General features: G+C 47.0%; 25 protein-coding genes and 1 other annotated feature (1 of these 26 cut by a window edge). Of the genes, 2 read left to right on the forward strand and 23 right to left on the reverse strand.

Annotated features, from left to right (window positions below; all coding sequences use genetic code 11):
• Positions 1 to 34: 34 nt before the first annotated feature.
• From rpsQ to QU597_RS25850, 13 genes are all read right to left on the reverse strand, one after another.
• Positions 35 to 301 carry a 30S ribosomal protein S17 gene (rpsQ, locus tag QU597_RS25790; protein ID WP_054943977.1) on the reverse strand — a complete coding sequence of 89 codons (267 nt, stop codon included), beginning with the start codon at positions 299 to 301 and terminating at the stop codon, positions 35 to 37.
• A 44-nt stretch (positions 302 to 345) separates the two neighbouring features.
• Positions 346 to 543, reverse strand: a complete 198-nt coding sequence (rpmC, locus tag QU597_RS25795) for a 50S ribosomal protein L29 (protein ID WP_019908232.1) — start codon at positions 541 to 543, stop codon at positions 346 to 348.
• Complete coding sequence (gene rplP / locus QU597_RS25800) at positions 533 to 967, reverse strand: 50S ribosomal protein L16 (protein ID WP_020427064.1); 435 nt, start codon at positions 965 to 967, stop codon at positions 533 to 535. Before rplP ends, rpmC begins: the two co-directional genes overlap by 11 nt.
• A gap of 2 nt (positions 968 to 969) precedes the next feature.
• Positions 970 to 1,635, reverse strand: coding sequence for a 30S ribosomal protein S3 (gene rpsC, locus QU597_RS25805; protein WP_054943976.1), 666 nt, complete (start codon positions 1,633 to 1,635; stop codon positions 970 to 972).
• A 14-nt stretch (positions 1,636 to 1,649) separates the two neighbouring features.
• Positions 1,650 to 1,982 (reverse strand): 50S ribosomal protein L22, encoded by a 333-nt coding sequence (gene rplV, locus QU597_RS25810; RefSeq protein WP_019908228.1) that lies wholly within the window; start codon positions 1,980 to 1,982, stop codon positions 1,650 to 1,652.
• A 35-nt stretch (positions 1,983 to 2,017) separates the two neighbouring features.
• Positions 2,018 to 2,296 carry a 30S ribosomal protein S19 gene (gene rpsS, locus QU597_RS25815; protein ID WP_054943975.1) on the reverse strand — a complete coding sequence of 93 codons (279 nt, stop codon included), beginning with the start codon at positions 2,294 to 2,296 and terminating at the stop codon, positions 2,018 to 2,020.
• Positions 2,297 to 2,371: 75 nt separating this feature from the next.
• Positions 2,372 to 3,202, reverse strand: a complete 831-nt coding sequence (gene rplB / locus QU597_RS25820; RefSeq protein ID WP_054943974.1) for a 50S ribosomal protein L2 — start codon at positions 3,200 to 3,202, stop codon at positions 2,372 to 2,374.
• Between the two features lie 27 nt (positions 3,203 to 3,229).
• Complete coding sequence (gene rplW / locus QU597_RS25825; RefSeq protein ID WP_019908225.1) at positions 3,230 to 3,523, reverse strand: 50S ribosomal protein L23; 294 nt, start codon at positions 3,521 to 3,523, stop codon at positions 3,230 to 3,232.
• On the reverse strand, positions 3,523 to 4,146 hold the full coding sequence (rplD, locus tag QU597_RS25830; RefSeq protein WP_042217906.1) for a 50S ribosomal protein L4: 624 nt from the start codon (positions 4,144 to 4,146) through the stop codon (positions 3,523 to 3,525). Before rplD ends, rplW begins: the two co-directional genes overlap by 1 nt.
• Positions 4,147 to 4,171: 25 nt before the next feature.
• A complete protein-coding gene (gene rplC, locus QU597_RS25835) occupies positions 4,172 to 4,795 on the reverse strand; it encodes a 50S ribosomal protein L3 (RefSeq protein WP_074113289.1) in 624 nt (207 codons plus the stop codon).
• A gap of 42 nt (positions 4,796 to 4,837) precedes the next feature.
• On the reverse strand, positions 4,838 to 5,146 hold the full coding sequence (gene rpsJ / locus QU597_RS25840; RefSeq protein ID WP_017692074.1) for a 30S ribosomal protein S10: 309 nt from the start codon (positions 5,144 to 5,146) through the stop codon (positions 4,838 to 4,840).
• 236 nt (positions 5,147 to 5,382) lie between these two features.
• Positions 5,383 to 6,732: a protoglobin domain-containing protein gene (locus QU597_RS25845; protein WP_310830390.1), complete on the reverse strand. Its 1,350-nt coding sequence runs from the start codon at positions 6,730 to 6,732 to the stop codon at positions 5,383 to 5,385.
• Between the two features lie 185 nt (positions 6,733 to 6,917).
• The gene (locus QU597_RS25850; RefSeq protein WP_310830391.1) at positions 6,918 to 7,631 is read right to left on the reverse strand and encodes a Crp/Fnr family transcriptional regulator; all 714 of its coding nucleotides are present in this window, start codon (positions 7,629 to 7,631) and stop codon (positions 6,918 to 6,920) included.
• Between the two features lie 161 nt (positions 7,632 to 7,792).
• Here QU597_RS25850 and QU597_RS25855 point away from each other — a divergent pair, with 161 nt between their 5' ends.
• Positions 7,793 to 8,248 carry a V4R domain-containing protein gene (locus QU597_RS25855; protein WP_310830392.1) on the forward strand — a complete coding sequence of 152 codons (456 nt, stop codon included), beginning with the start codon at positions 7,793 to 7,795 and terminating at the stop codon, positions 8,246 to 8,248.
• Between the two features lie 39 nt (positions 8,249 to 8,287).
• On the forward strand, positions 8,288 to 8,629 hold the full coding sequence (locus tag QU597_RS25860) for a cupin domain-containing protein (protein WP_310830393.1): 342 nt from the start codon (positions 8,288 to 8,290) through the stop codon (positions 8,627 to 8,629).
• A 136-nt stretch (positions 8,630 to 8,765) separates the two neighbouring features.
• Here the strand turns inward: QU597_RS25860 and tuf are convergent, their stop codons facing one another.
• From tuf to rplJ, 10 genes are all read right to left on the reverse strand, one after another.
• Positions 8,766 to 9,956 (reverse strand): elongation factor Tu, encoded by a 1,191-nt coding sequence (tuf, locus tag QU597_RS25865; RefSeq protein ID WP_236337404.1) that lies wholly within the window; start codon positions 9,954 to 9,956, stop codon positions 8,766 to 8,768.
• A 110-nt stretch (positions 9,957 to 10,066) separates the two neighbouring features.
• Positions 10,067 to 12,145: an elongation factor G gene (gene fusA, locus QU597_RS25870; protein ID WP_236337405.1), complete on the reverse strand. Its 2,079-nt coding sequence runs from the start codon at positions 12,143 to 12,145 to the stop codon at positions 10,067 to 10,069.
• Positions 12,146 to 12,193: 48 nt separating this feature from the next.
• Positions 12,194 to 12,664, reverse strand: a complete 471-nt coding sequence (rpsG, locus tag QU597_RS25875; protein ID WP_036652908.1) for a 30S ribosomal protein S7 — start codon at positions 12,662 to 12,664, stop codon at positions 12,194 to 12,196.
• Positions 12,665 to 12,709: 45 nt separating this feature from the next.
• Positions 12,710 to 13,129 (reverse strand): 30S ribosomal protein S12, encoded by a 420-nt coding sequence (gene rpsL / locus QU597_RS25880; RefSeq protein ID WP_020427075.1) that lies wholly within the window; start codon positions 13,127 to 13,129, stop codon positions 12,710 to 12,712.
• A 134-nt stretch (positions 13,130 to 13,263) separates the two neighbouring features.
• Complete coding sequence (locus QU597_RS25885) at positions 13,264 to 13,515, reverse strand: ribosomal L7Ae/L30e/S12e/Gadd45 family protein (protein WP_206102164.1); 252 nt, start codon at positions 13,513 to 13,515, stop codon at positions 13,264 to 13,266.
• A 183-nt stretch (positions 13,516 to 13,698) separates the two neighbouring features.
• Positions 13,699 to 17,310 (reverse strand): DNA-directed RNA polymerase subunit beta', encoded by a 3,612-nt coding sequence (gene rpoC, locus QU597_RS25890; RefSeq protein WP_236337406.1) that lies wholly within the window; start codon positions 17,308 to 17,310, stop codon positions 13,699 to 13,701.
• A gap of 114 nt (positions 17,311 to 17,424) precedes the next feature.
• The gene (gene rpoB / locus QU597_RS25895) at positions 17,425 to 20,970 is read right to left on the reverse strand and encodes a DNA-directed RNA polymerase subunit beta (protein WP_054943964.1); all 3,546 of its coding nucleotides are present in this window, start codon (positions 20,968 to 20,970) and stop codon (positions 17,425 to 17,427) included.
• Between the two features lie 412 nt (positions 20,971 to 21,382).
• Positions 21,383 to 21,988, reverse strand: coding sequence for a class I SAM-dependent methyltransferase (locus QU597_RS25900; RefSeq protein WP_310830394.1), 606 nt, complete (start codon positions 21,986 to 21,988; stop codon positions 21,383 to 21,385).
• Positions 21,989 to 22,112: 124 nt separating this feature from the next.
• Positions 22,113 to 22,472 carry a 50S ribosomal protein L7/L12 gene (gene rplL, locus QU597_RS25905; protein ID WP_054943962.1) on the reverse strand — a complete coding sequence of 120 codons (360 nt, stop codon included), beginning with the start codon at positions 22,470 to 22,472 and terminating at the stop codon, positions 22,113 to 22,115.
• Positions 22,473 to 22,537: 65 nt separating this feature from the next.
• Positions 22,538 to 23,041 (reverse strand): 50S ribosomal protein L10, encoded by a 504-nt coding sequence (gene rplJ / locus QU597_RS25910; RefSeq protein ID WP_310830395.1) that lies wholly within the window; start codon positions 23,039 to 23,041, stop codon positions 22,538 to 22,540.
• Positions 23,042 to 23,105: 64 nt separating this feature from the next.
• Positions 23,106 to 23,240 (reverse strand) — a sequence feature (ribosomal protein L10 leader region) (it continues 20 nt past the right edge of the window).

Raw genomic sequence — 23,240 nt, forward strand, 5'->3', positions numbered from 1 at the left:
AATTTCCTCCTTCCGGAAAAACTTCCTGATTATCTTAGATGATAACCGCTGCTTCTACCACTTCAACAAGTCTCCAGCGTTTGTCCTTGGACAACGGACGAGTTTCCATGATTTTAACAACATCACCGATTTTCGCAACGTTTTCCTCATCATGTGCCTTGAATTTCTTCGTGGACTTGATGCGTTTGTGATACAAGTTGTGCTTTTTATAGGTTTCAACAGCAATTACGATGGTTTTATCCATTTTATCGCTGACTACTTTACCGATCAGCACTTTACGTGCATTACGTTCTTCGCTCATAGTTAGCCTCCTTCCTGATTACGGATCTGTTGATCCGCCCTCACTTAACTAATCCCAAGTACTCTTTGATGGATAACGGTTTTAGCACGAGCTATTTCCTTACGCACATCACGAATCCGAGTCGGGTTATCCAGTTGGCCAGTAGCCAATTGGAAACGGAGATTGAAGAGTTCTTCTTTGAATCCAGCGATCTTCTGTTCAATCTCGGCAGTGGTTAAGTTGCGAAGTTCATTAGCTTTCATTTGCTTCACCACCCAATTCTTCACGTTTCACAAACTTAGTCTTTACAGGCAGCTTGTGAGCGGCAAGACGCATCGCTTCACGAGCGATTTCTTCCGACACGCCTCCGAGTTCGAACATAATCTTGCCCGGTTTAACTACGGCTACCCATTTCTCAACGTTACCTTTACCACTACCCATACGAACCTCAAGAGGCTTTTGAGTAATAGGCTTATCTGGGAAAATCTTGATCCAAACCTGACCACCACGTTTGATGTAACGTGTCATTGCAATACGGGCAGCTTCGATCTGACGGTTAGTGATCCAAGATGGTTCCAATGCCTGCAGGCCGAATTCGCCGAAGTTCAGCTCAGTACCGCCTTTTGCCATACCCTTCATGTGACCGCGTTGTTGCTTGCGGTGTTTAACGCGTTTTGGTACCAACATGATTAGTTGCCTCCTTCCTGAGCAGCTTGTTTCTTAGCTGGGGGAAGAACTTCTCCACGGTAGATCCATACTTTTACGCCGATACGGCCATAAGTAGTATGTGCTTCAGCCGTTCCGTAATCGATATCGGCACGAAGCGTATGAAGTGGAACTGTTCCTTCGCTATAACCTTCTGAACGGGCAATCTCAGCGCCGCCAAGACGTCCGCCAACTTGAGTTTTGATTCCCTTTGCGCCGGAACGCATAGTTCTTTGAATCGCTTGTTTCAGAGCACGACGGAACGATACACGACGTTCCAATTGTTGTGCAATGCTTTCAGCAACAAGAATTGCATCCAATTCAGGGTGCTTAATTTCGTTGATGTTGATGTGGACTTTTTTGCCACCGGCAATTGCTGTAACTGCGCTGCGAAGTACTTCTACTTCTGCTCCGCCTTTACCAATTACCATACCTGGTTTAGCAGTGTGAATAGTAACATTCACTCGGCTTGCCGCTCTTTCAATCTCGATGCGGGAAACAGAGGAATCTTTCAACTTGCCTTTAAGGTATTCACGGATTTTGACGTCTTCCATTAAAAGAGTACCGAAATCTTTACCTGCATACCATTTCGATTCCCAATCGCGAATAATACCGATTCGGAGTCCGATTGGATTTACCTTTTGACCCACGTGTTATCCCTCCCTTATTTCTCAGATACCACCAAAGTAATGTGGCTGGTACGTTTATTGATCCGGCTTGCACGACCCATGGCGCGCGGACGGAAACGTTTCATAGTAGGACCCTGGTTAACGAAAACTTCGCTAACGAACAAACTGTTCACGTCCATGGAGTAGTTGTGCTCAGCATTGGCAATCGCCGAGTTAAGCAGTTTTTCAACTACCGGAGAAGCGGATTTTGGAGTGTGGCGAAGAATTGCAATAGCTTCCCCCACTTGCTTGCCGCGAATCAAGTCAACAACCAGTTTCGCTTTACGAGCAGAAATCCGCACCGATCTAGCATGTGCTTTTGCTTCCATTTATTTTCCCTCCTCTCGAACGAAGACCTTTTTAATTATCTTCTTGTTTTCTTATCGTCACCCGCGTGGCCTTTGTAAGTACGTGTTGGCGCGAACTCGCCCAACTTGTGACCTACCATATCTTCCGTTACGTATACTGGCACGTGTTTGCGGCCGTCATATACACCAAACGTATGTCCGATAAACTGAGGGAAAATTGTTGAGCGACGGGACCAGGTTTTAACTACGACTTTCTTTTCTGCCGCGTTCAATTCCTCAACTTTTTTCAGCAGGTAGCCATCGATGAACGGCCCCTTCTTTAAACTGCGACCCATGTGTGAATCCTCCCTTCATCCGGTTCTTCAAACCGCGAATCGACGCTTCGCGCTTGTTAACATGCCTGAAGCGTCTTATTTTGTGCGGCGGCGAACGATATATTTATCAGATGCCTTGTTTTTCTTACGCGTTTTGTAGCCGAGGGTTGGTTTACCCCAAGGAGACATAGGCGATTTCCGTCCGATTGGAGCGCGGCCTTCACCACCACCGTGTGGGTGGTCGTTAGGGTTCATTACTACCCCGCGAACTTCAGGACGTTGGCCAAGCCAGCGACTGCGTCCGGCTTTACCGATTTTGATCAATTCGTGATCTTCATTACCTACGGAACCGATTGTTGCACGGCAAACGCTCAAGATTCTGCGAACTTCACCGGAGTTCAAACGAACGGATACGTATTTTTCTTCTTTACCAAGCAATTGAGCTTCTGTACCAGCAGCACGAACCAACTGTCCGCCTTTACCTGGTTTCAACTCGATGTTGTGGATAACTGTACCTACCGGGATGTTCTCCAGTGGAAGGCTGTTACCAACTTTGATGTCGGCTGCAGGGCCGGACTCTACTTTATCCCCAACTTTAAGTCCTTTAGGAGCGATGATGTAACGTTTCTCTCCATCGGCATAGTGGATCAAAGCAATATTGGATGTGCGGTTCGGGTCATACTCGATTGTAGCAACGCTACCTGGTATGCCGTCTTTAGTCCGCTTGAAGTCAATAATACGGTATTTACGTTTGTGTCCGCCGCCGTGGTGACGAACCGTAATTTTACCTTGGTTGTTACGGCCCGCTTTTTTGCTCAGCGGCGCAAGCAACGATTTCTCAGGCTGGTTTGTTGTAATTTCTTCAAACGTAGACACGGACATACCGCGTCTTGCCGGAGAGGTCGGTTTGTACTTTTTGATTGGCACTATAGTTCCCTCCTTACTTTAAGAGTATTATTCTACCGCTTCAAAGAACTCGAGCGGTTTGCTGTCCGGGCTAAGTTTCACGATGGCTTTTTTCCACTCTGGAGTGTATCCGGAGTATTTGCCATAACGTTTCAGTTTACCAGGTACGCGCATTGTGTTCACACTAACTACTTTAACTTTAAAAATAGCCTCGACAGCTTTTTTGATTTCGGTCTTGTTAGCACGGATATCCACTTCAAAAGCGTATTTCAATTCGCTCATGTATTCGGATGTGCGTTCCGTAATCACCGGACGTTTGATAATATCACGAGGATCTTTCATTACGCGAACACCTCCTCTACCTTCAGAACTGCTTCTTTAGTGATGATCAGTTTGTCGTACGTCAGTACGTCAAGAACATTGATGCCGTCAGCCGCTACGAATTTCACCCCAGGGATGTTACGAGCGGAAAGTGCTACATTGTCGTCATAGCTAGGAGCTACGATCAAAGCTTTAGTACCAACCTTCAGGTTGTTCAGAATAGCTGCGAATTCTTTCGTTTTCGGAGCATTCATTGTCAGGCTATCCAATACGATGATGTCGTTCTCGAGTACTTTCGAGGACAGCGCGGATTTGATGGCCAAACGACGAACCTTCTTAGGCAGTTTCCAGGAATAGCTGCGTGGTGTTGGTCCGAAGACTACGCCGCCGCCTTTCCATTGTGGAGAACGAATGGAGCCTTGACGAGCACGACCTGTACCTTTTTGTTTCCAAGGCTTACGTCCGCCGCCACGTACTTCAGAACGTCCTTTTACTTTGTGTGTACCACGACGAAGGGAAGCTCTTTGCATAAGTGCAGCTTCGTGCAGGACATGCACGTTCGGTTCAATACCGAATACTGAATCACTCAGTTCAACTTCGCCAACTTCGTTACCACTGATATTAAAAAGTGTTACTTTTGGCATTTCATGTTCCTCCTTTCTTGGGTAATTATTTTTTAACGGTTTCTTTAACTTTCACGAAGCTGTTCTTAGGACCTGGGATAGCGCCTTTAACCAGCAATACGTTACGTTCAACATCAACTTTGATGATTTCAAGCTTCTGAACCGTTACGGTCGTGTGACCCATGTGTCCTGGAAGGCGTTTGCCCTTAGGAACGCGGTTAGCTTGAATGGAACCCATGGAACCCGGTCTTCTGTGATAACGCGATCCGTGAGCCATTGGTCCGCGGCTTTGTCCCCAACGTTTGATGTTACCTTGGAAACCTTTACCTTTGCTTGTGCCAGTTACGTCAACAAATTCGCCTTCAGCGAAGATATCAGCCTTCAGCTCTTGTCCAACCTCGAGTGCCCCGAGGTCAACACCGCGAATTTCACGAACGTAGCGCTTAGGTGTTGCATTTGCCTTTTTGGCGTGACCTTGTTCAGGCTTGTTGGAGCGACTTTCTTTCTTATCAGAAAAGCCCAACTGCACTGCTTCATATCCGTCGATATTCAGGTCTTTCTTTTGCAGTACTACACAAGGGCCTGCTTCGATAACCGATACTGCGATCACGTTACCTTCTGGAGTAAACACTTGAGTCATACCGAGTTTTTTTCCTAAGATACCTTTCAATGTTGACACCTCTTTTCTTTTCCTAGTTGCTTAATGGTAGAATTACAATTTGATTTCGATATCTACACCGGACGGTAGATCCAAGCGCATCAAGGCATCCACAGTTTGTGGTGTAGGATTCACAATATCGATCAAACGTTTGTGAGTCCGTTGTTCAAACTGTTCACGGGAATCCTTGTACTTGTGTACCGCACGGAGAATAGTAATGATTTGCTTCTCAGTTGGCAGCGGGATCGGCCCGGATACACCAGCACCCGAACGTTTTGCTGTTTCAACGATTTTCTCTGCGGATTGATCAAGAATTCTGTGGTCGTATGCTTTCAAGCGAATACGAATTTTTTGCTTTGCCATTTTAGTCCCTCCTTCTATCGCCCAATTTATTATCGGACATACTCCGTGAAAATTTTCTGACGTCGACCTCATGGCAAAGGGGCCGGGTGTGTCAGTAACCTCTCACATCATCGCAACGTCTCAGAACAACATTTATTATTATATATAATAGGCGGATACTTTGCAAGCGAAAATGAAAAACAACGCATATTTTTTTTATACGTTGTTCTCATCTATTACAATTATCCATTTTTAGCTTAAAGATTATCCGTTGCAGACTTGAAAAACTCAGCCGAAGCCGCAGTTTGTGCCGTTGTAGCACCAATTCCTTCAATAGTATGAATTAATACTCTGATCTCTTCCTCAACAGTTACTATTTCCTGTGTACTAGTCTGCATCGAGTCCACGATATCGCTGAAGATTCTGCTCGTCTCTACGGACTGCTCTTTTCCGCTTTTCGTCAGTTCCTGCACCTTACGGATTTCCTTGACTACCTGGCTAGTCAGCGCTGCCGATTTTTGGGTTAAGTCTCCGATACGTACTACAGTGCTCTTGGTGTCTTCTGCAAGCCGGCTGACCTCACTGGCAACGACACTGAAGCCTCTGCCATATTCACCTGCACGGGCGGCCTCTATTGTAGCATTTAATGAAAGAATTTTGGTCTGATCGGCTATATCCTGTACAGCAGCCACAATCTTCTGGATTTGCAAAGAAGAACTGCTTAACTCTTTTACCGACCGTTCCATTTCATTCGTACTCTCATATATAAGATTAATCTGACCGCTAAGGCTGCCAAGTTGTCCCTGTCCATCCTTAGCCATCTCCTGCGACCCAAGAGCGGTGGAGGCAGTGCGGCGGAATGAATTGTTCACTTCATTACTACTCGCCACCAGCTGCTCTACAGCCGCGTTAGTGTCCATGCTCAGATCTATCAGCTCTCCGCTAAACTCAGCGATTTTCTGTTTCAGTTCATTTTTAACAACCAGGTATTGTTCTTCCTTCTCCCGGATGTTCTCTTTCTCATAGGCTTCGAGCACCAGTTGCTGTTCAAGATTCAGAAGTTTGGTTACGGTTTGTACTACCTTTAACCGCTCATTGTCTTTATACGTTTCATTGTATATTACCGTAATAAATACATTCTGCAGATTCTGAAATGCCGATAAGTACCATTTGGGTTCGAGGCCGACTTTTTTGTGAATTTTAGCTATTGTCAAACGTTTGGCTATGTATTGCTCATCCACTTTGCCGTCAAAGATTTCAATAATATGTTGTTTCAAGGTTCCTTTGAGGCGTTCAATGCTGCTGTGCTCTAGAATGATGCTCTCCAGTTTATTTACACCAAGGACCGTATTGTAGAATTGATCAGTGATGTAGTTAATCTCACGTTCGACAATAGGTTTCATCATCCGTAAAAGATCCAGATCCTCTTCAGTCAAGTCGATCATCCGCATTTGTTCGTTCAACTCTTCATGCCCGTGGAGCGAATGAAGGGTTGCCGTGGTGGCAGGTGTATGATTCTCGCTGTCCTTGGAGCGCTTGTCGGGAGTTGCCCCATTATTGTTACGTGACTGAATACCATGCATAAAAGAAAAAGGACATTTCCCCACACTTCCACTCTCCCTAAACTCCTAAATATTAACAATGATAATATAGAATCATTCTAACCTAGGAAAGTGTAAATTGTAAAGAATTTTAAGTAGTTTTTTGTTGGATTTTGTAGAATTGAAAGGTTTATATGAAGTTTAATGTCGTAAATTGTCGAAATCACAGAGGGCATATATGATTTTCCATTCTATATTTCTGCAATCTGATAGAGTGCCTTGATATTTAATATAACAACGGTCCTGTTCTTAACTTCTATAATCTTCATGGCTTCAAGCTTATTCAGCTTTCGGCTGAGTGTTTCAGGTGTTGTTCCTATCATGGCTGCGAAGTCCTTTTTGGCTGCTGGCAGATGAATCTTAGACCATGCCGGTTCGATTCCATAATCCTGCTGGTTTTTGGAGGATATATGAAGCAGGAGTCTTGCTAATCTCTTCTCCGCTTCTAAAATGTGCAGTGACCCTGCAAGTTCATCGGCCTGTTGTAACTGTTCGCTCATTGACATCAGAAAGCTGAAGGCAAGGGCCGTATTCTTTTCTATTAAGGGTAGAAAATCTTTACGATGCATCCGGCACACGAGTCCGCTCTCCACCACCTCTGCAGTTGCATAATGCCTCTTATTATGTAGCAAGGCAAATTGCCCAAAGTAATCCCCCGGGAAAAGAAAGCGAAGAACATGCTGCTTCCCTTCCTTATTGTTCTGCGTCAGTTTAATCAGGCCGTTATTTACTATAAACAGTGATTCGGACTGCTCTCCCTCTCTAAATACCAGATTCCCCTTTGTATAATAATTCGACTCTATAATAGACTCAACTATATGCAGATCATGATCAGACAAGCCTTGAAATACAGGTACCTGCCGTACACACGGATTGTTATGGCATGTGTTACAATTCATATTCATAATGACACTTTCCTTCCTATTGACCTGATGACAACATATCAAGGATCTGGAAGCAGCCTAGTGATAACACTCACAATAATTTTAATAAACTTGATCTGTATCAAGGATTCTAGGTTCATTTTCCTTCAAAATACTCTTAAAGAGAATTTACAGGAGAGGATGTGTCTATACTGCAATATACATTTGAAGACATGCAAAAGATGGACAGAGCAATACTAGGTAATATGGTTCCACTAGAGTTATTCCGAACCATACGGCTCATTGGATTAAACCAGGGTCTACCGATGGGCGGTAAAGGAACTACATTGACTGTAGGCCGAAAAATAGGTGAAAGCCTGCCGGTAAACAGTGTGGATGAGTTACTGCAGCTATTTGAAGAACTGAAGATTGGAATTCCGCGTATTATTTTTTCAGATGAGTCCAGGATCAATATTGCTGTGGATGACTGTTTTTGCAAAGGCTTGCCTACACTAGAGGAAGAGAAAATGATCTGCGATTTAGAAGGAGCAATTCTGGAGGGAGCACTAACTAAAATCATGGGTCACAGAGTTAGTGTTAAAGAAGTAAAATGTAATGCTACCGGCCATGAACATTGCGAATATGAAGTAAAACTCTAATCCCGTATGAGGATATTTAATGAAAGAAGGTATATAGTTATGGAAAAGAAAATGATAACAGAGGCCATACATTATCAAGAAGATCGGTTCACCAAAAAAATACTGTTTCAAAAAGGGGATAGCGTTGTCTTTGTCCTCAATTTTATGCCTGGCCAGCAGTTGCCCGTGCATAAGCACCCCGGTGCAGACGTATATATCTATGCTCTAAAAGGGAGCGGCACCATTACAGTAAATGATGTAACGCAGGAATTCAGCGAAGAGGAAGTTATCCATATTGCTGAGGATGATTCCTTCGCCTACCATAACAGCAGCAATTCCCCTGCAAGTCTTCATGTCGTAATCTCCAAGCTGCCCAGCCCAGCCTATGCCAAAGAAATCTAATAAGGTCTATCTATTAAAACTCTATCCACAGAGGATATCCTCTGCGGATAGAGTTTTTGTATACAAAAAAACAGGAGCTCCTCCGAAGAAGAACCCCTGTTTATGATCCGATACTATCCTAACGGATAGAACCGAATTATTTTTGGATAGAAGCTACGGAACCTGCACCAACTGTACGTCCGCCTTCACGAATGGAGAATTTAGTACCTTCTTCAATCGCGATTGGGGAGATCAGTTGTACGGTTACAGTGATGTTATCACCAGGCATAACCATTTCAGTACCTTCTGGCAGGTTGATGATACCTGTAACGTCAGTTGTACGGAAGTAGAACTGTGGACGGTAACCAGTGAAGAATGGTTTGTGACGTCCGCCTTCTTCTTTAGTCAGAACGTAGATCTGAGCAGTGAACTCAGTGTGTGGGTTAACGGAGTTCGGCTTAGCCAATACTTGGCCACGCTCGATCATGTTACGGTCTACACCACGCAGCAATGCGCCGATGTTGTCGCCCGCTTGTGCGGAATCGAGCAATTTACGGAACATTTCAACGCCTGTAACAACGGATTTTTTCTTTTCTTCGTGAATACCAACGATTTCGATTTCTTCTCCGACTTTAACTGTTCCGCGTTCTACGCGACCAGTTGCCACAGTACCGCGGCCAGTGATGGAGAATACGTCTTCGACAGGCATCAAGAATGGTTTGTCAGTTTGACGTTCTGGAAGCGGGATGTACGTGTCAATCGTTTCAAACATTTCAACGATTTTTTGTGCATAGTCGCCTTCAGGGTTTTGCAGAGCTTCACGAGCAGATCCACGGATGATTGGAGTATCATCGCCTGGGAAGTCGTATTCGCTCAGCAAGTCGCGAACTTCCATTTCAACCAGTTCAAGCAACTCTTCGTCTTCAACCATATCGCATTTGTTCAGGAATACGACGATGTAAGGAACACCTACTTGACGGGACAGCAGGATGTGTTCGCGAGTCTGTGGCATAGGGCCGTCAGCTGCGGATACAACCAGGATAGCTCCGTCCATTTGCGCTGCGCCAGTGATCATGTTTTTAACATAGTCGGCGTGTCCAGGGCAGTCTACGTGAGCGTAGTGACGGTTAGGAGTTTCATATTCAACGTGAGCTGTGGAAATAGTGATACCACGTTCGCGTTCTTCAGGAGCTTTGTCGATTTGGTCGAAAGCTACAGCGGCACCACCGTATTTTTTGGACAATACAGTTGTGATTGCAGCAGTCAGAGTCGTTTTACCATGGTCGACGTGACCGATAGTACCGATGTTAACGTGTGGTTTGTTACGTTCAAACTTTGCCTTTGCCATTTGAACAGTTCCTCCTTATTGTGGGGTTCCTTATATTTGAGCCGCCCGTCTACATGCAATTCTTAGATGACTGAGTGATTAATATCCGAACGGCGAGTTAAAAACGGTGACTATTCTCCACCTTTGTTCTTAGAAACGATTTCTTCTGCAATGGATTTAGGTACTTCTTCATAGTGAGAAAGCTCCATTGAGAATACACCGCGTCCTTGAGTACCGGAACGGAGAGTTGTGGAGTATCCGAACATTTCGGAAAGAGGCACCTTAGCACGGATAATCTGCGCACCACCACGGGAATCCATACCTTCGATTCTACCGCGACGGGAGTTCAGCATACCCATAACATCGCCCATATATTCCTCAGGAACAGTTACTTCCACTTTCATGATTGGCTCAAGCAGGACAGGCTTACACTTGTCTTTAGCTGCTTTGAGTGCCATCGAGCCGGCAATTTTGAACGCCATTTCGTTGGAGTCAACATCATGATAAGAACCATCAACGATGGTTGCCTTAACGTCTACAAGCGGGAAGCCTGCAATTACGCCGTTTTTCATTTGCTCTTCAATACCGGCAAGTGCAGGAGCGATGTATTCTCTAGGTACAGAACCACCGACAACTTTACTTTCGAATTGGCTGCCAGTACCTGGCTCGAGAGGTTCGAATTCAACCCATACGTGACCGTACTGACCGCGACCGCCGGATTGGCGAACGAATTTACCTTCAACACGTGCTGGTGCTTTGAATGTTTCGCGGTAAGCAACCTGTGGTTTACCCACATTGGTTTCTACTTTGAATTCGCGGCGCATACGGTCGATGATAATATCAAGGTGAAGCTCACCCATACCTGCCAGGATGGTTTGGCCAGTTTCTTCATCAGTATGCGCACGAAGAGTTGGATCTTCTTCAGTCAGCTTACCGAGAGCAACGCCCAATTTATCTTGGTCGGCTTTGGTTTTTGGTTCAACTGCGATTTCGATAACCGGATCAGGGAAGTTCATCGACTCCAGGATTACCGGATGTTTCTCATCGCAAAGTGTATCGCCTGTACTTGTATCTTTCAAACCAACAGCTGCTGCGATATCACCAGCGTAAACGATGGAGATTTCTTGACGGCTGTTAGCGTGCATCTGCAGAATACGGCCGATACGCTCACGTTTGTTCTTAGTAGCATTAACTACATAAGAACCGGATTCCAGAACACCGGAATACACGCGGAAGAACGTAAGTTTACCAACATAAGGGTCAGTCATGATTTTAAATGCCAATGCTGAGAATGGTTCTTCGTCCGAAGAGTGACGAACCGCTTCAGTACCGTCATCCAGATGACCTTGAATAGCCGGTACATCCAGTGGGGATGGCAAGTAATCAACGACAGCGTCCATCATAAGCTGAACACCTTTGTTGCGGTAGGAGGATCCAACGATTACAGGGAAGATCTTAACTTCTACTACGCCTTTGCGCAGAGCAGCTTTGATCTCATCAACTGTAATTTCTTCACCTTCCAGGTACTTCATAGTCAGGTCTTCGTCAAGTTCTGCAACTTTCTCGATCAGTTCAAGACGCAGAGTCTCAACTTGTTCCAGATATTCAGCCGGAATGTCCGTTACTTCAATGTTTTGACCCAGATCATCTTTAAAGATGTGAGCTTTTTGCTCAACCAGGTCAATAATACCCACGAAGTCGTTTTCGGCGCCAATTGGCAGTTGAATTGCAACTGCATTGGCTTGCAGGCGATCACGCATGCTTTCTACAACGTTAAGGAAGTCCGCGCCGATGATATCCATTTTGTTTACATATGCGATGCGGGGAACGCCATACCGGTCAGCCTGTCTCCATACAGTTTCAGACTGAGGCTCAACGCCTTCTTTCGCACTGAAAACACCAACTGCTCCATCCAATACACGCAGGGAACGTTCAACTTCAACAGTGAAGTCAACGTGTCCAGGGGTATCAATGATATTGATGCGGTGACCCTTCCAAGCAGCGGTTGTAGCGGCGGAAGTAATGGTAATTCCGCGCTCTTGCTCTTGTTCCATCCAGTCCATTGTAGCTGCACCCTCGTGAACTTCACCGATTTTGTGCGTACGGCCTGTGTAGAATAGAATCCGCTCAGTGGTAGTAGTCTTACCAGCATCAATATGTGCCATGATCCCGATATTGCGTGTATTTTTTAAGGAGAACTCTCTTGCCATGAAATGGGTCTCCCTTCAAAATATAAGTTATTTGAACGGCTTAAAATCCTACCAGCGGTAGTGAGCAAACGCTTTGTTCGCTTCAGCCATTTTGTGCGTGTCTTCACGTTTCTTAACAGAAGCGCCTGTGTTGTTGGAAGCGTCGATGATTTCAGCCGCCAAACGTTCTTCCATAGTCTTCTCGCCGCGGTTACGTGAGTAGTTCACGAGCCAACGTAATCCCAGAGCAGTACGTCTCTCAGGTTTAACCTCGATAGGCACTTGGTAGTTAGCACCGCCGACACGGCGAGCCTTAACTTCCAATACCGGCATGATATTCTTGATGGCAGCTTCGAAAACTTCCATCGGATCTTTGCCCGTACGTTCTTGGATCAATTTAAACGAATTGTACAGAATGCTTTGAGCGACACCTCTTTTACCACCCAGCATAATACGGTTGATCAAACGGGTAACCAACTTGCTATTATACAATGGATCTGGCAATACATCTCTCTTAGTAACTGGACCTTTGCGTGGCATGGATATCCCCCTTTCTTAAATGTTTATTATTCAGGTATTGTAATCTTATTTCTTAGCCTTAGGACGTTTCGCACCATACTTGGAACGAGCTTGCATCCGGTTAGCTACGCCTGCAGTATCCAGAGCGCCACGCACGATGTGGTAACGAACTCCTGCAAGGTCCTTAACTTTACCTCCGCGCAGCAATACTACACTGTGCTCTTGAAGGTTGTGTCCGATACCCGGAATGTAAGCAGTCACCTCAAGACGGTTCGTCAAACGAACACGGGCATACTTACGAAGCGCTGAGTTTGGTTTACGTGGAGTCATTGTGCCTACACGAGTGCACACACCGCGTTTTTGCGGGGCGCTCAAATTTGTTGCCTCACGCTTCAGGGCGTTGAACCCTTTTTGAAGAGCAGGAGACTTGGATTTCTCGATTTTGGCTTGACGGCCTTTACGAACCAGTTGATTAATAGTTGGCATTGTTGTGCCACCCCCTTCCTGAAATGATAATCAATTTACGAACATTAAGTCCACAGACCCAGGTGGTTCATAAAAAGACAAATGAAAAGTCTTTGCTGCCGAAGTGTACCCCCGGTACAAAAACGTTTCTCACGCTATTGTTTTAAGACGGCTGCCATAGCAGCACCAACTTCTATACCGCAAGCTTTGCCCAAATTCAGCATCGTGTCCACATAAGTGACCTTCACGCCTTGTTTGTCACAAAGCAAAACAATTCTGGAAGTAAGCCGTTGATCTCCGTCCTCTGCCACATAGACTTCTGCGGCTTGGCCCAACTCTACCGCCTTAACGGTTTGTTTGGTACCGATCTTGACCTGAGCATCCTGCAGTCCTCTATCATCAGTCATAATAAATCATTACCTCCAATGAACAAGAATGACAAGGCTACTCACGCACCTTAGACATATTAGCATTATCAGCAATTGATGTCAAGATAATCTGTAAAAGAAATTATTAATATTCACAGCAGTCAGCCGCATCACGGACTATTAAGAGCCGTGATGCGGAATCTGCCTGCTATGATTATTTAATTATTCAGCAGGAACCGTCTCTAGAGCTTCTTGCTCGCTCTGTGCATTCGGATCGCTCAGCTTTACATTACGGTAGCGGTTCATCCCCGTACCTGCAGGGATCAGCTTACCAATGATAACATTTTCTTTCAGTCCCAGGAGCTTATCGACTTTACCTTTGATTGCTGCATCGGTCAAGACACGTGTAGTTTCTTGGAATGATGCCGCAGACAGGAAGGAGTCTGTCTCCAGGGATGCCTTGGTAATACCGAGCAGTACCGGTTTGGCCACCGCAGGTTCATTACCAGAAAGAATAGCTTCTTTGTTGGCTGCTTCATATTCATGAATGTCCGCAAAAGCTCCTGGCAGGAGATTGGTATCCCCTGCGTCGATAATACGGATCTTGCGCAGCATCTGCTTGATCATAACTTCAATGTGCTTATCATTGATTTCTACGCCCTGGTTACGGTATACACGCTGTACTTCTTGCAGAATGTAGTTCTGTACCCCACGGATCCCTTTGATACGCAGCATTTCTTTAGGGTCGATCGAACCGTCTGTCAGTTCATCCCCAGCTTCAATCTCCTGGCCTTCACTGACACGCAGACGCGAACCATAAGTGATGGAGTAGGTCTTGGATTCAGCTTCACCTTGAACCTCGATTTCGCGGCGGTCTTTGGTTTCGCGGATTTCCTTGATTACCCCGTCAATTTCACTGATTGTCGCCTGACCTTTAGGGTTACGGGCTTCAAACAACTCTTGGATACGCGGCAAACCTTGCGTGATGTCATCACCGGCAACACCACCGGTATGGAACGTACGCATGGTAAGCTGGGTTCCCGGCTCACCGATGGATTGTGCGGCGATAATGCCGACAGCTTCACCGATTTCCACGAATTTACCTGTTGCCAGGTTACGTCCGTAGCATTTTTTGCAGACCCCGTGACGGGCACGGCAGCTCAGTACAGAGCGAATTTGCAGCTTAGTTACACCTGCGTTAACAATCTCTTCAGCCTTGTCGGAGTCAATCAGATCGTTGCGGTGAACGATGATTTCCTTCGTTTCCGGATGACGGACAGTTTCAAAGGAGTAACGGCCTTCAATACGGTCATACAGATCTTCGATAACTTCTTTACCATCTTGAATTCGGCTGACAGTGAAGCCTTTATCGGTACCGCAATCTTCCTCGCGGACGATCACGTCTTGCGCCACGTCTACGAGACGACGTGTCAGGTAACCGGAATCCGCAGTACGCAGCGCTGTATCGGCCAGACCTTTACGCGCTCCGTGGGTGGAGATAAAGTACTCGAGGACCGTCAGACCTTCACGGAAGTTCGCTTTGATCGGCAATTCGAAAATCCGGCCTGAAGGTGTTGCCATCAGTCCACGCATACCGCCCAGCTGGGTGATCTGCGATTTATTACCACGCGCCTTGGAATCAACCATGAGCATGATAGAGTTGAAGCGGTCCATCGATTTCAGCAGGACATTGGTAAGATCATCCTTCGTCTTCGACCAGATTTCAATAACGCGGTCATAGCGCTCGTCATTGGTAATCAGACCACGGCGATATTGGTTAGCAACCACATCAACCTTAGCTTCAGACTCTTTCAGAATAGTAGCCTTCTCTTCTGGCACGATAACGTCGGATACGGCAACAGTAACACCGGACCGTGTGGAATACGTGAAGCCGAGCTGCTTGATTCTATCCAGGATCATGGATGTCTTGGTTGTATGGTAAGTCTCGAAGCAGCGTGCAATGATCAGACCCAGATATTCCTTACCTACGGCGCTTGCTTCCGGAGCATTCATGATAGCCTCACGGATATCCGCACCCTTTTCGTAGATAAAGTATTTCTCAGGTGTACCTTGCAGCAGATTCGTTTTGGTAGCTTCGTTGATATAAGGGAAACTGCTCGGATAAATTTCGTTAAAGATAATTTTACCGACAGTTGTGATTAGCATTGCACCTTGCTGCGCTTCCGTAAAGCTGGTCTTACCCAATGCTTTAACCGGAATAGCTACACGTGCGTGCAATCCTGCAGTTCCGCGCTGGTAAGCTGAAACAGCTTCGTTTACGGTACGCAGAATCATACCTGTGCCCTTTTCTTCCTTGTTGTCCATGGTCAGATAGAAAGTACCAAGGACCATATCCTGGGAAGGAGTAACAACCGGCTTGCCGTCCTTAGGGTTAAGGATGTTACCGGATGCCAGCATCAGGAGACGTGCTTCAGCTTGAGCTTCAGCCGACAGAGGAACGTGTACCGCCATTTGGTCACCGTCAAAGTCGGCGTTGTAAGCCGTACATACGAGCGGGTGAAGACGGATAGCGTGACCTTCTACCAGGATCGGTTCAAAGGCTTGAATACCGAGTCTGTGCAGCGTAGGGGCACGGTTCAGCAGAACCGGATGCTCTCTGATTACTTCTTCAAGTACATCCCATACTTCAGGACTTACACGCTCAACTTTACGTTTTGCGCTCTTGATGTTATGGGCAAGGCCTTTGTTAACCAGTTCTTTCATTACGAACGGCTTGAAGAGCTCCAAAGCCATTTTCTTCGGAAGTCCGCATTGGTACATCTTCAGATATGGTCCCACAACGATAACGGAACGTCCGGAGTAGTCAACACGTTTACCGAGCAAGTTCTGACGGAAGCGCCCTTGTTTACCCTTCAGCATATGGCTGAGCGATTTGAGCGGACGGTTACCAGGACCTGTTACAGGACGGCCACGGCGGCCGTTGTCGATCAGTGCATCGACAGCTTCCTGAAGCATCCGTTTTTCATTCTGCACGATAATATCAGGAGCACCCAGATCAAGCAGTCTCTTCAGACGGTTGTTCCGGTTAATTACACGACGGTACAAGTCATTAAGGTCAGACGTAGCAAAACGGCCGCCATCCAGTTGAACCATTGGGCGAAGTTCCGGAGGAATTACCGGAAGCACATCCATGATCATCCAGTCAGGCTTGTTGCCGGAGTTGCGGAAGGCTTCAATGACTTCCAGACGTTTGATTGCCCGGTTGCGGCGTTGGCCTTGAGCCGTACGCAGCTCTTCCTTGAGGAATTCCAATTCCTTTTCGATGTCGATATCCTGGAGCAGCTTTTTAACTGCCTCAGCACCCATACCCGCCTGGAACCCATAGCCGTATTTCTCGCGGTAGCTGCGGTATTCTTTCTCGGACAGCAGCTGTTTCTTCTCCAGCGGCGTTTCACCCGGATCAGTTACAACATAAGATGCGAAGTAGATGATCTCTTCAAGCGATCTTGGGGACATGTCCAGAGCCAGACCCATACGGCTAGGAATACCCTTGAAGTACCAGATATGAGATACCGGAGCTGCCAGCTCGATATGGCCCATACGTTCGCGGCGGACTTTAGCGCGGGTAACTTCCACGCCGCAGCGGTCGCAGACAACGCCCTTATAACGGACGCGTTTGTATTTACCACAGTGACATTCCCAGTCTTTTTGCGGTCCAAAAATGCGCTCGCAGAAAAGGCCTTCTTTTTCCGGTTTCAACGTACGATAGTTAATGGTTTCCGGTTTTTTTACTTCTCCGCGGGACCAAGAACGAATTTTTTCCGGAGAAGCAAGCCCGATTTTCATAAATTCAAAATTGTTAACGTCCAACAAGGAGCAACCCTCCTTAACCTATATCCTGATTTAGTACCGGAGGCCCTCCCTTGATCGTCAGATCAAAAGAGGGCGCGGTCCTTTTTAGATGAATTTAGTGTGTTTGCCTACCAACTACTCGATTCCGACTTCCGCGCCTTCCAAATTGAGGCTCAGCTTGTCGCCTGACGTCTCGTCTTCATCATCCAATTCCTTCATCTCGATCTCCTGCTCGTCGCCGCTGAGGATTTTGACATCCATACCAAGCGACTGCAGTTCCTTGATGAGTACCTTGAACGATTCCGGAACACCCGGTTCTGGAACATTTTCGCCTTTGACAATGGATTCGTATGTTTTCACACGGCCGACCACATCATCGGACTTCACAGTCAAAATCTCTTGCAGTGTATATGCAGCACCGTAAGCTTCAAGCGCCCATACTTCCATCTCCCCGAAGCGCTGTCCGCCGAACTGGGCTTTACCGCCGAGTGGCTGTTGCGTAACGAGTGAGTAAGGTCCTGTGGAGCGGGCATGAATCTTATCGTCAACCATGTGCGCCAGTTTGATCATGTGCATGACACCGACAGTAACTTCACGCTCGAAGCGTTCGCCTGTACGGCCATCATAGAGCACGGTCTTACCATTACGCTGCATGCCGGCTTCTTCCATTGTGTCAAACACGTCGTTCTCACGGGCTCCATCGAATACCGGAGTAGCTACGTGAATACCGAGCTGCAGTGCCGCCATACCAATATGAACCTCCAGCACCTGGCCGATGTTCATACGCGATGGTACGCCCAGCGGGTTCAGGACAACCTGTACCGGAGTACCGTCCGGAAGGAACGGCATATCTTCTTCTGGCAGGATACGGGCAACGACACCCTTGTTACCGTGACGTCCGGCCATCTTATCCCCCTCAGAGATCTTACGTTTCTGAGCGATATAGACACGAACCAGCTGATTCACGCCAGGAGGCAGCTCATCGCCGTTCTCACGGGTGAATACCTTAACGTCAACGATAATACCATCACTACCATGTGGAACGCGCAGTGAGGTGTCGCGTACTTCACGGGCCTTCTCGCCAAAGATTGCATGCAGCAGGCGCTCTTCAGCAGTCAGTTCCGTTACGCCCTTCGGAGTAACTTTACCAACCAGAATGTCGCCGGCGTTGATTTCCGCACCAATGCGGATGATGCCGCGCTCATCAAGATTGCGCAGAGCTTCTTCGCCCACATTCGGAATATCACGCGTGATCTCTTCAGGTCCCAGCTTCGTGTCGCGGGCTTCGGATTCGTATTCCTCGATGTGAATCGAAGTGTATACATCTTCCTTAACCAGCTTCTCACTCAGCAGGATGGCATCCTCGTAGTTGTAACCTTCCCACGTCATGAACGCAACGACTACGTTGCGGCCTAGAGCCAATTCGCCCATTTCTGTGGAAGGACCGTCTGCCAGGATGTCACCTTTCTTAACAATGTCCCCTCTTTTTGCCAGCGGACGTTGGTTAATACAGGTACCTTGGTTCGAACGCATAAATTTGTGTAATTTATATTTAACGATATCGCCTTTAACTTCCTTGCCTTCGACAGCTTCAACACGGCGCAGCCAAATTTCATTGGCCGACGAACGTTCGATAATGCCGTCATACTTGGAAACAATACATACGCCGGAATCCTTAGCGGATTTATGTTCCATGCCTGTGCCGACAAGCGGAGCCTTCGGAATCAGGAGCGGAACGGCCTGACGCTGCATGTTCGATCCCATCAGTGCGCGGTTGGAGTCATCGTTCTCAAGGAACGGAATAAGCGCCGTAGCGACCGATACAACCTGTTTTGGCGAAACGTCCATGTAGTCAACACGATTACTAGGCATTGTAGTAATGTTGTCCGAGTCCTTATTGTAACGAACGATAACCTGTTCTTCCTTGAAAGAACCATCTTCATCGATCAGTACATTCGCCTGGGCAACTACATAGTTATCTTCTTCATCCGCGGTCAGATAATCAATCTGTTCAGTAACCTTACCGGTCTTTGGATCCACCCAACGGTATGGAGCTTCGATAAAGCCATACTCATTGATGCGGGCAAAGGTGGACAAGGAGTTGATCAAACCGATGTTCGGACCTTCCGGTGTTTCGATTGGACACATACGGCCATAGTGACTGTGATGTACGTCGCGGACTTCAAAGCCTGCGCGTTCACGGGTCAGACCGCCGGGTCCGAGTGCCGATAGACGGCGTTTGTGCGTAAGTTCAGCAAGCGGGTTCGTCTGGTCCATAAACTGGGACAGCTGCGAACTGCCGAAGAACTCTTTGATGGAGGCGATAACGGGACGTATGTTAATCAGTGCCTGCGGCGTAATCGCGTTGGCATCCTGAATCGACATTCTCTCGCGCACTACGCGCTCCATACGGGACAAACCAATACGGAATTGGTTCTGCAGCAGCTCACCTACCGAACGCAGGCGGCGGTTACCCAAGTGGTCGATATCATCGGTGTTGCCGATACCGTGCAGCAAATTAATAAAGTAGCTGATTGAGGAGATAATATCAGCCTGAGTAATATGCTTGACCGACTTGTCGATGTTGCCGTTGGCAATCAGCTTGATAACCCGTCCTTCTTCAATCGGCGAGAAGACGTCGATAGTCTGCAGCGGGATGTCTTCGCTGTCCATAACTCCGCCTGTTACGCGGTAGTTCTTAGCAGCAACATTCTTTTCGAAGTAAGGGATCAGCTCATCAAGCAGACGGCGGTCAACCATTTGACCGGATTCCGCCAGGATTTCTCCTGTGGATTCATCAACCAATGGCTGAGCCAGTCGCTGATTGAACAGACGATTCTTGATGTGCAGTTTTTTGTTGATTTTGTAACGGCCAACGTTGGCCAAGTCATAGCGCTTCGGATCAAAGAAGCGTGCAACCAAAAGGCTCTTGGCATTGTCAAGGGTAGGAGGTTCACCCGGACGCAAACGCTCGTAAATTTCGATAAGCGCTTTTTCCGTAGAGTCCGTGTTGTCTTTATCCAGCGTATTGCGAATATATTCATCATTACCAAGCAGTTCCAGAATTTCGGCATCACTACCGAAACCAAGAGCACGCAAAAGCACGGTAACCGGAATTTTACGTGTACGGTCGATACGGACATACATGATATCCTTAGCATCCGTCTCAAGCTCCAGCCAGGCTCCGCGGTTCGGAATTACTGTGGCGGTGTAGGTTTTTTTGCCGTTCTTATCCACTTTCGTGCTGAAATAGACGCTTGGAGAGCGAACCAACTGGCTGACAATAACCCGTTCCGCACCATTGATAATAAAAGTGCCGGTCTCCGTCATCAGCGGGAAATCTCCCATGAACACTTCCTGCTCTTTGACCTCACCGGTCTCCTTATTAATGAGCCGTACCTTCACCCGCAGAGGAGCCGCATAAGTTACGTCCCGCTCTTTAGCGTCGTCAACCGTATATTTCGGTTCACCCAGGCTGTAATCAATGAACTCAAGCACCAAATTACCTGTGAAATCCTGGATCGGCGAGATGTCCTGGAACATTTCCCGCAATCCTTCCTCCAAAAACCAATCGTAAGATTTTTGTTGGATCTCGATCAGGTTCGGGACCTCGAGTACCTCGTTAATTCTCGCATAGCTCCGCCGAGTGCGTCGACCATACTGAACAAGATGTCCTGCCAACTTTACTCACCCCTCATGTCTACTCACTTAAAAATTGATTGCGAACCCTTGTTTGGACCCGTATAATGGAACCATAACACAAGGATTCGACCATAAATAAAGAAAAGCCCTTATCGAAATCTTCGAAAAAAGAGCGCATCTATCCATGGCCAAAATACTCCTTATCCAGTAGATTTGCCCAAAACGTACGTATTATACGTCACCAAGCAACAGTTTATGCGCTATTACCTATTATCCCGGCGACCTTCGCCGTGACAGTAACATAGACAACGGAATTCGCACAAACTTGCCGAACGGCTTGCGCTTGCCGGCGACAATATATCACTTGACATTTCAGCAAACTAAAGACATGGAGCCTATCTTAATACTGACATTTTATAATAATAACACTATCCGGAGCACATGTCAACGACTATTCAATTGTTTTGTGTGCCCGAATAATGCGATATCCTTTGTCTTTCCCCACTTCTTCCACAACCGGAAACAAGCTTTCCAGTTTAGCCACCGCTGAAGGTGCGCCCTGCTTCTTCTGAATAACAATCCACAGCGTCCCGCCCTCATTCAAATGCTCATACGCCTGTTCAAAAATTTGATGCACTACGGTTTTACCGGCACGAATCGGAGGATTGGTGAGAATCACATCGAACTTCCGCCCCTGTACCGCGGCCAGTACATCACTTTCCATAACAGTAACATTACGAATTCCGTTATTCTGGGCGTTCTCCCGGGCAAGCTGGACCGCACGAGCATTGATATCAATCATTGTGACATGTCCTTTAGGAGCAAGAACCGCCGCGCTGATCCCAATGGGGCCATATCCGCAGCCTACATCCAGAACTGCCGAACCGTCCGGAACTTCCATCGCTTCAATCAGAACACGGCTTCCGTGATCGATATCCCCTTTTGAAAAAACACCGGCGTCGCTGGTAAAACGGAGGCTTTTCCCTCTCAGCACCGTATCGATCGTCCGTCTGTCATGACGCGCTTCGGGCTGCTGCGAGTAATAATGCTGCGACATAGTATCCTCCCTTTCGCTTCAAGTGAAGGTGTGTTTATAGAGCAACCCCCTTGAACAAGTTCAAGGGGGTTGCTAGAACCGAAAAGAACTTCTTCCTTCCGGGGCATTACTTTATGGAAGCGAATTACTTCACTTCTACAGCTGCGCCTGCTTCTTCCAATTTTGCTTTGGTAGCTTCGGCTTCTTCTTTGCTTACTTTTTCTTTGATTGCTTTTGGAGCGTTGTCTACGAGGTCTTTAGCTTCTTTCAAGCCCAGGCCTGTGATTTCGCGAACGATCTTGATAACGTTGATCTTGGAAGCGCCAGCGCTTGTCAAGATTACGTCGAATTCGGATTGTTCTTCTTCTACTGCTGCTACTGCGCCGCCAGCTGCTACTGGAGCTGCTGCAGTTACGCCGAATTCTTCTTCGATTGCTTTAACCAGGTCGTTCAGTTCCAATACGCTCATGCCTTTAATTTCTTCCAAAATTGTTTCTTTGCTCATGATTGAACCTCCATTTTATATTTAAATTGTTTTGTGGTATTGATTATGATACTAGAATCAAAGGCTTACGCGCTTTGTTCTTCCTTCTCAGCAACAGCCTTAACTGCAAGCGCGAAGTTGCGGATTGGAGCTTGAAGCACGCTAAGCAGCATGGAGAGCAAACCATCGCGGGATGGCAGTTCAGCCAGTGCTTTCAGTTGGTCCGCATCGATAACTTTGCCTTCTACAACGCCGCCTTTCAGTTTCAGAGCGTCGTTCTTCTTAGCGAAGTCGTTCAAAATTTTGGCTGCTACTACCGCATCAGTTTCACTGAACGCGATTGCTGTAGGACCAGTCAGGACAGCGTCCAGATCAGTCAATTCAGCCGCAGCAGTTGCGCGGCGAACCAATGTGTTCTTCAGGACTTGAAAATCAACGCCAGCTTCACGAAGCTGCTTGCGCAGTTCAGTCACTTGGGCAACGTTCAATCCGCGGTAGTCCGCAACAACAGTAGAAATACTGTTCTGCAGTTTGCCGGTAACAACATCCACCGCATCCTGTTTAGCTTGGATTACTTTTGCATTTGCCAATTGTATACACCTCCTGGAAATTTATGTGACGGCGTCTCTTCCGAAAAATCCCCGCCGTTCCTACGCAGGCATTAGAAAAGCCTCCGCAGATTCACGAAGGCTTGATAAAAGGAAAGTTACTCAGGCAAGCGCCTAGCACTTCTTATTTCTATCACAACACCTCGGTAGGAAATTAAGCCTTGCGGCACCTACTGTCTAC

The sequence above is a fragment of the Paenibacillus pedocola genome, assembly GCF_031599675.1.
GTDB classification, from domain to species: Bacteria; Bacillota; Bacilli; order Paenibacillales; family Paenibacillaceae; genus Paenibacillus_AQ; species Paenibacillus_AQ pedocola.

Coding starts and splice junctions, on each gene's coding strand:
- rpsQ (WP_054943977.1), bottom strand. CDS start 301: ATGAGCGAAGAACGTAATGCACGTAAAGTGCTGATCGGTAAAGTAGTC.
- rpmC (WP_019908232.1), bottom strand. CDS start 543: ATGAAAGCTAATGAACTTCGCAACTTAACCACTGCCGAGATTGAACAG.
- rplP (WP_020427064.1), bottom strand. CDS start 967: ATGTTGGTACCAAAACGCGTTAAACACCGCAAGCAACAACGCGGTCAC.
- rplV (WP_019908228.1), bottom strand. CDS start 1,982: ATGGAAGCAAAAGCACATGCTAGATCGGTGCGGATTTCTGCTCGTAAA.
- rpsS (WP_054943975.1), bottom strand. CDS start 2,296: ATGGGTCGCAGTTTAAAGAAGGGGCCGTTCATCGATGGCTACCTGCTG.
- rplW (WP_019908225.1), bottom strand. CDS start 3,523: ATGAAAGATCCTCGTGATATTATCAAACGTCCGGTGATTACGGAACGC.
- rplD (WP_042217906.1), bottom strand. CDS start 4,146: ATGCCAAAAGTAACACTTTTTAATATCAGTGGTAACGAAGTTGGCGAA.
- rpsJ (WP_017692074.1), bottom strand. CDS start 5,146: ATGGCAAAGCAAAAAATTCGTATTCGCTTGAAAGCATACGACCACAGA.
- QU597_RS25850 (WP_310830391.1), bottom strand. CDS start 7,631: ATGAATATGAATTGTAACACATGCCATAACAATCCGTGTGTACGGCAG.
- QU597_RS25860 (WP_310830393.1), top strand. CDS start 8,288: ATGGAAAAGAAAATGATAACAGAGGCCATACATTATCAAGAAGATCGG.
- tuf (WP_236337404.1), bottom strand. CDS start 9,956: ATGGCAAAGGCAAAGTTTGAACGTAACAAACCACACGTTAACATCGGT.
- fusA (WP_236337405.1), bottom strand. CDS start 12,145: ATGGCAAGAGAGTTCTCCTTAAAAAATACACGCAATATCGGGATCATG.
- rpsG (WP_036652908.1), bottom strand. CDS start 12,664: ATGCCACGCAAAGGTCCAGTTACTAAGAGAGATGTATTGCCAGATCCA.
- rpsL (WP_020427075.1), bottom strand. CDS start 13,129: ATGCCAACTATTAATCAACTGGTTCGTAAAGGCCGTCAAGCCAAAATC.
- QU597_RS25885 (WP_206102164.1), bottom strand. CDS start 13,515: ATGACTGATGATAGAGGACTGCAGGATGCTCAGGTCAAGATCGGTACC.
- QU597_RS25900 (WP_310830394.1), bottom strand. CDS start 21,988: ATGTCGCAGCATTATTACTCGCAGCAGCCCGAAGCGCGTCATGACAGA.
- rplL (WP_054943962.1), bottom strand. CDS start 22,472: ATGAGCAAAGAAACAATTTTGGAAGAAATTAAAGGCATGAGCGTATTG.